The organism is Anaerococcus marasmi (assembly GCF_900290195.1).
In the GTDB taxonomy this organism is placed as follows: Bacteria; Bacillota; Clostridia; order Tissierellales; family Peptoniphilaceae; genus Anaerococcus; species Anaerococcus marasmi.
The window spans coordinates 141,218-150,440 of sequence record NZ_OLMF01000005.1; the positions used below are offsets into that span (position 1 = coordinate 141,218).

General features: G+C 35.5%; 7 protein-coding genes and 1 other annotated feature. Of the genes, 6 read left to right on the forward strand and 1 reads right to left on the reverse strand.

Translation table 11 applies throughout. The features are described 5' to 3' along the window. Window positions 1-57: 57 nt before the first annotated feature. Complete coding sequence (locus tag C7D97_RS10285) at window positions 58-2,223, reverse strand: metallophosphoesterase family protein (RefSeq protein WP_105301989.1); 2,166 nt, start codon at window positions 2,221-2,223, stop codon at window positions 58-60. Between the two features lie 90 nt (window positions 2,224-2,313). Beyond that, window positions 2,314-2,525, forward strand: a binding site (T-box leader). Window positions 2,526-2,806: 281 nt separating this feature from the next. Here C7D97_RS10285 and C7D97_RS10290 point away from each other — a divergent pair. The 6 genes from C7D97_RS10290 to ccsB all read left to right on the forward strand — a co-directional run bounded on the left by C7D97_RS10290 (window position 2,807) and on the right by ccsB (window position 9,161). Continuing rightward, on the forward strand, window positions 2,807-3,883 hold the full coding sequence (locus tag C7D97_RS10290) for an ABC transporter substrate-binding protein (protein ID WP_105301990.1): 1,077 nt from the start codon (window positions 2,807-2,809) through the stop codon (window positions 3,881-3,883). A gap of 12 nt (window positions 3,884-3,895) precedes the next feature. Then, entirely contained in the window at window positions 3,896-4,924 is a 1,029-nt protein-coding gene (locus tag C7D97_RS10295) for an ABC transporter permease (protein WP_205408079.1), read from the forward strand. After that, entirely contained in the window at window positions 4,924-5,667 is a 744-nt protein-coding gene (locus C7D97_RS10300) for an ABC transporter ATP-binding protein (RefSeq protein WP_105301991.1), read from the forward strand. The genes C7D97_RS10295 and C7D97_RS10300 overlap by 1 nt, the downstream gene beginning before the upstream one ends. A gap of 119 nt (window positions 5,668-5,786) precedes the next feature. Further along, window positions 5,787-6,992: an ammonia-forming cytochrome c nitrite reductase subunit c552 gene (locus C7D97_RS10305; RefSeq protein WP_105301992.1), complete on the forward strand. Its 1,206-nt coding sequence runs from the start codon at window positions 5,787-5,789 to the stop codon at window positions 6,990-6,992. 58 nt (window positions 6,993-7,050) lie between these two features. Next, window positions 7,051-8,340, forward strand: a complete 1,290-nt coding sequence (resB, locus tag C7D97_RS10310) for a cytochrome c biogenesis protein ResB (protein WP_105301993.1) — start codon at window positions 7,051-7,053, stop codon at window positions 8,338-8,340. Next, window positions 8,337-9,161: a c-type cytochrome biogenesis protein CcsB gene (gene ccsB / locus C7D97_RS10315; protein ID WP_240308921.1), complete on the forward strand. Its 825-nt coding sequence runs from the start codon at window positions 8,337-8,339 to the stop codon at window positions 9,159-9,161. Before resB ends, ccsB begins: the two co-directional genes overlap by 4 nt. Window positions 9,162-9,223 lie beyond the last annotated feature (62 nt).

The window sequence follows — 9,223 nt, forward strand, 5'->3', positions numbered from 1 at the left end:
CTAAAAAACGACGAGAAAAAAGCTTATCTAAGTTCCTTCTTCGTCGTTTTCATTTATTTATTCTTCTGTGATTATTTTTGTATCGTCGTATTCGATATAGTTAAAGTAGTGGTCGATTTCATTTAGGTCGGCGTTTTGATAGATTGTAGTCATCTCTTCGTTCATTTCTCCTATGAGGGCTAGGATAAAGACACGGAGGGACTTTTGGCCGAAGAATTTATCAGATATATTCATCTTAGCTCTTCTTACAGCTCTGGAGTGGGCGATCGTCTTTGCAAGGTCTACTCCAGTGATGGAGCTCTTTTTAGTGATAAATCTTGAAAAGAAATCTAGTAAATCTCTTAGGGTGTCTACCCTTCTTATCAGATATTTATAGGCGTAGTTTACAGGAAAGCCCTTGGTTTGGATGAGTCTTTCAAAAAACTCTTTCTTTGATCCATTTCTTTCAAGGATTATTGATTCAGTAACTGTATCAAAGACCTCATTTATCTCATCTGCCGCATAATCAAGCACTATATTTATAATATCGTAGTCAGGATCGTTTATATTATCAATCATTTTAGTCACATAGGAAGGACGGTCTTCATCGCTAGTTGACCTATATTGGTAGATATAATTAGAAAAGTCATAGAAAGTATGTCCCTTATCATCAATAGGCATGGCAAAGATCTTAGATGAAATCTTATCCATGGCAGTGATTATAAAGTGAGGGGTTAGGATTTTTTCGGCTTGTTCAATAATTATATCTATTGCATCTTCTATATTTCTAGCCTTTATAAAAAGTGTATTCATCAAGGCCTTAATCCTAAACTCGTACTCATAGTTTAAGTTACTTATGACAATCCTACCTATATATTTGCTATAGATTGGGAAGCGGTCAGCAATTTTTGGAAAAACTATCTTATTCATATATCCCTGGTACGGAATATCCATTCCGGTTTTTGATTTTAAATTATCTATAATTATTTTTTTATAATCCATATTATCAAAAAGCGGGTTGTTGGCTTGGATCCTAATATAGTTGTGAATTACCTCTTTAAGGCTTAGCTGGTTGGTCATTGTGTGAAGGATTGCATCTTCTATTATTTCTTCCTCGCCATTATAGTCAGTGAAGGAGAAATTATCTATAAGCTCTGTTGTAACAAAAACTTCAAAGCCATGATCTGTAGAGGTCTTGTTATTGATTTTTATATGTCTTATTGGAAGGGGGTAGGTTATGGTTGATCCTGTTTGGATATCATAGATTGTATTACCTGTCTCGCTTGTGTATTTGGCTGTTCCATTTTCGTGAAGATGGCCTGTAAAAACAAACTTAACTCCACTGTCTGCAAGTATTTCTATAGGAGTCTTCCCATCGATCCTAGGATCTTCGTCTTCAAACTTATCCCTCCATTCTTTTATAATAAAGGGTGAGAAGGCAAGTTCTTGATTTCTAAAGTTTGGTAGAAGAGCATGATGGGCTACGACAATTACCATATCCTTTCTCTTTTTAGCTTCTTCGATTTTTTCTAGCATCCAATAAATCTCTTCTTTTGTAATAGATCCTGGAATATTTTCCCTGCCATCTCTATGTTTTTCTTCCCCATCCGCAGAGTAAATCGAAGTGTCGAGCATTATTAGGCTAAGTCCATTACTATCTTCATAGTCCTTTTTTATCCTTGCTAGATAGGAAAAATACCCATGAGCATAGTAGGAGTATTTTACATCTCTGTTATATTTTTTGTTGACAAAGTCTAAATAATTCTTAAAAGTCTGGCTATCTCTATAAAACTCTAATATGGAATCATCCTCATAGATAAAATCGTAGATTTCTTCAAATTCTCTCGGACTAACATTTTTAGTCTTCTGATCCTTAGAAAAGTCATAGGCCCTGTGGCAGTTGATGTCGTGGTTACCTGGTGTAAGGAAAATCTTCCTCCTAGGATCCTTACTCTTCCAATCTCTTAAATAACTTGCGACTAGCTTATGAGACTTATACTCTCCTTCTTTGACCATATCTCCAGGAAGGATTAGATAGTTACTGCCTGCCTTATCTACGATTTCTAGGGCACGCCTAAAAAGCCCCTCGCTTTCTACGACAAGCTTTCTTTCTAGCTTAAGCTCTTTTATGAAACTTTCACTAGGTCCCATTAGCTCACCTGCTAGAAAATGGGGGTCTGATATAATTGATATATCAAAATCTTTTATAATATTTTTTTCTCTGTCTTTAATAATCTCTTTCATAATATTATTATACTTAGAACGGCTTAAATTACACTGATGAAAATCATATTTGCAATTTATAAAAAAGTAAAGTATACTAAAATAGTAGTATATATGACCTTGATAAGAAAAGTACATATAAGTGATTTTTTTACAGAGAAAACCGTTAGCTGAGAAGGTTAAAAAAATTTATGTGGAAGTGCATCTTTGAGTCTTATGGCTGAATTTTTAGGCTATAACAGTGCGAGTGTTATATCGCAAATGAGATTTCTATTTTTATAGAAATGAATTTAGGTGGAATCACGGCTAAGCTCGTCCTTTTTTAGGGACGGGCTTTTTATATACTAAAAAATATATAAAGGAATATGGATAGAGGGAGAATATGAATTTATCTAGAAAAATCATCATAGCTTCTTCACTAGTTTTACTTACTGTCTGTTCTACTTCAAAGTAAGAAGTAGAGAGAAAAAATTAGTAAAATAAGAGATTTTAGATTTTAAGAGCGAGGGAAACTTTAAGAAGTAAGAGATCATAGACTATAATGATCCAAACTTCTGTGTAGAAGAAGTAGATACGATTCATCTTGTAAACAAAAGGAGATATTATGAAAAACAAGAAACTATTAGCAGCTTTACTATTAGCTTCAGTAAGTCTGACAGCCTGTGTGAAAAATGGAGAAGAAGAAAAAGCAAATACTAAGACAGAGACTAGTCAAGAAGAAAGCGTTCAAGGAGAAAGCCTTGTAAACAAGGAACACAGCATAAAAGATGAGCCAAGATATGGAACAAAGATCAAACTTGCTTTTAATGGTGGACTTTGTATAGCTGCTCCAAATATGGCAGATATAGAAGGTTATTTTGAAGAAGCTGGCTTAGACGTTGAATTTGTAAACACTAAATCAGGTAAAGATGCCTTAGGAGCTGGTCAAATTGATGCCACTACAGGTGAGTTTGGTGGTATGTTAGTACCAGCAACTAAGGGACTTAACTATGTGTTCTCAACACCAAGCCATTCAGGATGTAAATCACTTTACGTATTAAATGATAGCTCTTATCAAAATACGAAAGATTTAATAAATGAAAATATCGCTGTTACAAATGGTTTAGGAAATGCTGACCACAACACATTCTTAAGATTTTTAATTAAAGATGGCATAGAACCAGATGAATATAATGTAAAACCAGTAGAGTCATCTGCAGTTATCCAAGCTATGGAAAGTGGAGAAATTAAGGGAGCAGTTCTTGATGATCAATTCGCCCAAGAATTTGTAAAATCCGGAAAAATCAGACCTATAAGATCTCTTGAAGATGAAGACTTCAAAGATGAAGTATGCTGTGTAACTGCCTTTAACAAAGACTTCGTTGACGAAAATCCAATGATTGCAGAGCTTGTAGCTGAACAAATTGAAAAAGCAAACAAATATATGGCTGAAAATCCAGAAGAAGCTGTTAAGAAACTCCAAGATAAAAATCTTGCTCCTGGTGGAGACGAAGAAGCTGCTGTAAATCTTTTAAAACAATTTGACTACACTTTGGACAATGAAGCAGGACTTAAGACAATCAGATCTTACTTTGATGACTACAAGAAATTAGGACTAATTGATGATAGTAAGTCTACAGATGAATATGTAGAAGAATACTGGAGACCACTCGGAAATGGAGAAGTCGAAATAGTAGAATAACGAGGAGATTTCATGCAGGATAGCAAACTTCTTAATGAAAATTTAAAAGAAAAGCTAACTGCAAAAGACCTAGAAAAACTTGAAAATGGTGGTGGAAAGCCTTCTATAATTAGGCTTTTCATTCCCTTGGTCTTTGCAATCTTAGCTTTATTAGAGTTCAAATATATAAAAAATTATGATCCAAATATCGAACTTACAAATCTGTATCCAACTTTCCTTATGATTTTAGGAGGGATTTATCTAATCTTCCTTCTAGTATCTATTAAAGTTGAAAAGGTTAGAGATACTTTAAACTATTACTGGCCTTTGTACACGGCGATTTTTGTAATATTTATTGTATTTGACCTTTTAACACTTAAGTTTAATATATTACAGATGCCATATTTCCCTTGGCTAGATAAGGTATTAAATTCAATGGCAGCTGATAGGTCTTACTTAATAGAATCAGTAGTGTCATCACTCAAACTTCTATTTACTGGTTATATTATAGGAGGACTTTTGGGAATAGTAACTGGAATTCTAGCAGGTTACTTCGAAAAAGTAAATTACTGGATTGATCCAATTCTAAAACTACTTGGACCAATTCCTACAACAACCTGGCTTCCACTTGTCATGGTCCTTGCTATAAATTTATTTCAAGGAGCTGTATTTATCATATCCTTGGGAGTTTGGTTTCAAGTTACTCTTGCAACTATTACAGGAATTAGAAATGTTGACCCTTCCTTTTATGAGGCAGCAAGGACTTTAGGAGCGACTAATAAAGATTTGGTTAAAAGAATCGCAATCCCTTCTGCAAGTCCAAATATCTTCCAAGGTCTTGTATCTGCGATGAGTGCTGCTTGTAACGCCCTAATCGTTGCTGAGATGATGGGAGTTGAGTCAGGCCTTGGTTGGTATATAACATGGAAGAGCTCATGGGCAGATTATACTGCCATGTACGGAGCTATAATCCTACTAGCTGTGACCTTCGTTATAGTTAATATTCTAATCAAAAAGCTAAGCGATAGGGTACTCGTTTGGAAGAATGAGGGGGCAATATAATGACAGAATTAGTATTTGATAATGTAGGCAAATTATTTACAAGAGCAGACAGAAATGGGCTAACTCATGCCATATCGGATGTTAGCTTTAAGGCCAAAGAGAAAGAATTCGTATCCATAGTTGGTCCTTCTGGTTGTGGGAAAAGTACAATGTTAAGACTTATAGCAGGTCTTATTGGACCAAGCTTTGGCGAAATTACCCTAGATGGAGAAAAAATCACCGAGCCAAGGAGCAACAGGGGCATGGTGTTTCAAAAGCCAACACTATTTCCTTGGCTAACAGTTAAGGAAAATGTGGCCTTTTCGGGAGATTTAGCTAAGAAAACTGATGATAAGATGGTAGAAAAACTTTTAAATAAGGTAGGCCTTGAAGAGTTTAAGGATGTCTATCCATCGGCCCTTTCAGGAGGAATGGCCCAAAGGGTATCTCTTATAAGAACTCTAATCAACAAACCAGAAGTAATGCTTTTGGATGAGCCACTAGGAGCCCTCGATGCCTTCACAAGAATGAATATGCAAGATTTAATCCTTGACTTATGGAAAGAAGAAGAAAATCTAAATATAATGGTAACCCACGATGTAGACGAAGCAATCTACATGTCAACAAAAGTCCTAGTTATGCAGGCAAATCCTGGAAGAATTAAGAAAATTGTAGACATTGACCTCCCTTATCCAAGATCTAGGACGAGCAAGGAATTTACCGATTATAGAAATGAAATAATGGAAGAATTAAATATTGATTAGAATCGACTCTCAGAATATTTTCTGGGAGTTTTCTAATGTATAAAAACAATTTGATAAATCGTTTACAAATATTTATATATATTATATAATGATAGTAGAAAATAAGAAAAGGAGGTCCTATGAAAAAGAAAATATTAAGCCTTCTATCTGCTATTACATTTGTATTTTTACTTTCATCATGTTCTAATGACAGTGAAATTAAAAGCGCTGAGGATTGGAAGGAAAAGTATCCTGATGTTTATGCTACATACCAGGCCAATGCCGATATGAGTGAAACTAAATTCGGTGGTTCTGTCCAAGTAGACTATCTAGAAGAATATCCTAACCTTAAAGAATTCTATGATGGTTATGGCTTTAGCAAGCAATACGATAGGGCGAGAGGCCATACATACGCTCTAGAAGATATACTCAATACCAAAAGGCCAAAAGCTGGTGCAAGCTGTTTATCTTGTAAGAGTGCTGATTTTGTCGTAGCCTTAGAAAAGGGTGGAGTGGATGTAAATTCTATGGATTTTGATGAATTTGTAGAAAAAAATCCAGATATGTCAACCATATCTTGCTATGATTGCCATATGAATGATGTGCCAAGTCTACAAGTTACAAGAAGCCATACTCAAAAGGCCATTGAGAAGGGAGAAATCCCAGATAATGCTGATCTTGAAACCATAACTTGTGCCCAATGTCACGTTGAATACTACCAAGATCCTGAAACAAAAGAAGTCATAATGCCAACCAAATACGGTCTAGAAACAGACGATATGTTAAAGTATTATGACGAGACCGAATTTAAGGATTGGGAGCATCCTCAAACCAAAGCACCTGTGCTTAAGGCTCAACACCCAGAGTTTGAGACCTTCCACGGATCAATTCACCAACAAGCAGGTCTTACTTGTATAGACTGTCACATGCCAGAAGTTGAAGGCGAAGATGGCAAGATGGTTAAGTCTCATCATTGGACAAGTCCACTCAAAAACAAAGAGACTCTAGAAAATACCTGCCTATCTTGTCACGCTGGAAAGACTTCAGATGAGCTAATAGCTTGGGTAGAAGAAGTTCAAGGCGAAGTCTATGATAGGACAAATGAGGTTAGTGATAAACTAAAATTATATATCGATGAACTAGCCCTTCATATCGAAAAGGGCGACTTATCTGAAGAAGATAAGGCAAAACTTCAAGATATCCACAGAAAAGCACAGTTTAAATGGGATTTTGTCTTTGTAGAAAACGGAGAAGGATTCCATAATTCCACAAGTGCCCACAAGAACTTGGATGAAGCTGAAGCTCTGATAGATGAAGGTATGGAAATTTTAGATAAGTACAAATAAAATATAAGGACTCAGGAAGGAAACTTCTTATGAGTCCTTTTGTTTTAAAGGGAGATTTATGAAAAATGATAATATAATAAAGAGAATATTTAAGTCTTTTTACACTATGAAATTTGGAATTATTCTTTTGATCGTAATAGCCCTGGCTTCCTTAATAGGAACTGTTATACCTCAAGGAAATGATCCGACTTTCTATAGACAAGGCTATTCTCCGCTGATGGCTGAAATAATCCTGGCCTTTAACTTTGACAATTTATTCTTTTCTAAATGGTATATAACCCTTACTGGACTTTTACTAGTAAACCTATTCTTTTGCTCAATTAATAGGGCAAGACCGATAATAAGGGCATCCTTTAAAGACCCCGATATTAGTAAGATAATTAAGAACTTGGATAAATTTATTGATATTAAGAGTGGAAGTAGTGATGAGAAATTATTTAAGGATTTGGGCTTTGGATCATTTAAGGAAGAAGAAATAGATGGAAAGAAGATCCGCTATAAGTTTTCCAACAAGATTGGTCATTTAGGTTCCTGGCTTACCCACCTATCAATAATTATAATAATACTCGCCTTTGGCTGCGGTAGGTATTTAGGATTTGACGAATATGTCTATGGAGTCCCTGGAGAGACCTTAAAGCTTGAGAATTCTGACTATCAGATAAAAATCGATAATTATAATGTATTATTTAGAGAAGACTTTACGGTAGAGCAATATATAACGGAGATGACGATCCTTGATAAGGATGGAAAAAGCGTAAAAGAGGGTACATCCATGGTCAACCATCCCCTAAGATTTGATAAATTTAGCGTATATCAGAACTCAACTGGCTGGGCTGTAGATGCACTTTTATTTAAAGATAATAAGTCCTATAAGGAGAAAATTCTCTATAATTCTGAGGTTTTTGTAGAAGACGATAAGAAAATCGCCCTTCAATTAGTAGACTTCTATCCGGATTTCGATTCTGATAATCCAACCAAACCAAAGACAAAATCTCCTTTCTTGAAACATCCAGTTGCCCTATACGCACTTTTTTATGATGGAGAAAGGGTTGATATGGGACTTAATCATGTGGGAGATCCTATCGAATGGGAAGAGTATACTTTCCTTTTAGAAAATCCTAGGATGTTTACCCTCCTTCAAGTTGCCGATGATCCTGGAACTTTCTTTGCCCTTGTCGGTGGCGCAATCCTTCTTGTTGGCTTATTTTTAGCCTTTTATATGAATCCTAAAGAGATGATTGTAATAGAGGAAAATGATAGGAAGAGATTGTATGTAAATCAAGCAAAAAACGACAAGATTTTTGAAAGAAAAATAGAAAAAATACTAGAAGAAATGGAGCTTAGATGATGGATTTATTAAAATTAGAAAATATCTTGTTTTATATAGGACTATTTGGATATTTGGTATCCATGGTTCTGTTTATACTTTTTTTTGTAAATAAAATTGAGAAATTGGGGAAGCTTGCTAAGAATATATTTTTACTAGCCTTTATATCCCACACCCTTGCCCTAGTTGTAAGGGGAATTAATGCAGGAAGAATTCCTCTATCAAACCAATATGAGTTTGCTACAGCTTTCGCCTGGGGAATTGCGCTTTGTTATTTGATATTCGAAAGGAAATTTAATCTTCTTGCCATGGGGACTTTCGTAAGTCCTATCCTATTTTTGATAATAGGCTATGCGGCTATGAGAGATAAGTCAGTTAGGCCTCTAATGCCAGCTTTAGATAGTAAGTGGCTGGCAGTGCACGTTTCCTTTGCCATTATTTCTTACGGAGCCTTTGCGGTAGCATGTGGTGTATCAGCCATGTATTTATTAAGAGATAGGGTTAATGGGGGAGGATCTTCAGCTATGAATCTACCTCGCAAGGAAGTCTTGGACCTTATTTCTTATAGGGTAACGGTCTTTGGCTTTATATTTCTGACTTTGGTGATGATTACAGGATCAATTTGGGCTGAATCCGCTTGGGGTAGGTACTGGGCTTGGGATCCAAAGGAAACTTGGTCTCTCGTTACTTGGATCATATATGCAATCTACCTTCACCTTAGAAAATCTAGGGGATGGAGTGGAAAAAGAGCAGCTATATTTTCAATTGTAGGATTTATATCAGTAATTTTCACCTACATTGGAGTAAATACTCTCCTTCCATCCCTACATTCTTATGCATAATTAGAGCCTTCGTGGCTCTTTTTATTTATCAATACAAACTTCTATGATTGAGTAAAAAGAAA